General features: G+C 60.6%; 1 protein-coding gene. It reads right to left on the minus strand.

The genetic code is table 11. The features are described 5' to 3' along the window. Positions 1–39: 39 nt before the first annotated feature. The coding region (locus BN1129_RS07340) for a methyl-accepting chemotaxis protein (RefSeq protein WP_042035578.1) at positions 40–447 on the minus strand (408 nt) is incomplete at its 5' end.

Here is a 447-nt window from a genome sequence, read left to right on the forward strand (position 1 = left end):
GGATCCGGGCCCGCTCAAGCGGCGAGTATCAAACCATCATTACACCCGAAAGCGACGTACCATCTCCTGCAACTGAGTCGCCAGATGGTTGAGCTCGTTACAGGCCTGTGCCATCTGGGTTGCCCCCGCCGCCACCTCTTCCGAGGCATGGCTGATGTTGACCACGTTGCGGTTGAGCTCTTCGCTCACCGCACCCTGCTCTTCGGTCGCGGTCGCGATCTGGATATTCATGTGGGAGATGCTCTCCACAGAGCCGCTGATCTCGGAAATGGACGCTCCCGCCTCCCGCGCAGTGCTCACGGTGGAGTTCATCATCTCCTGACTCTGCTGCATTGTGGTGCCAGCCTGCTCGGCCCGCTGCTGCAGCTCGGCAATGATGGTGTTGATCTGGGAAGTGGAATCCTGAGTCCGCTTCGCTAGGGTACGTACCTCATCGGCCACCACGGC

This window comes from Aeromonas popoffii (genome assembly GCF_000820025.1).
GTDB lineage: Bacteria > Pseudomonadota > Gammaproteobacteria > Enterobacterales > Aeromonadaceae > Aeromonas > Aeromonas popoffii.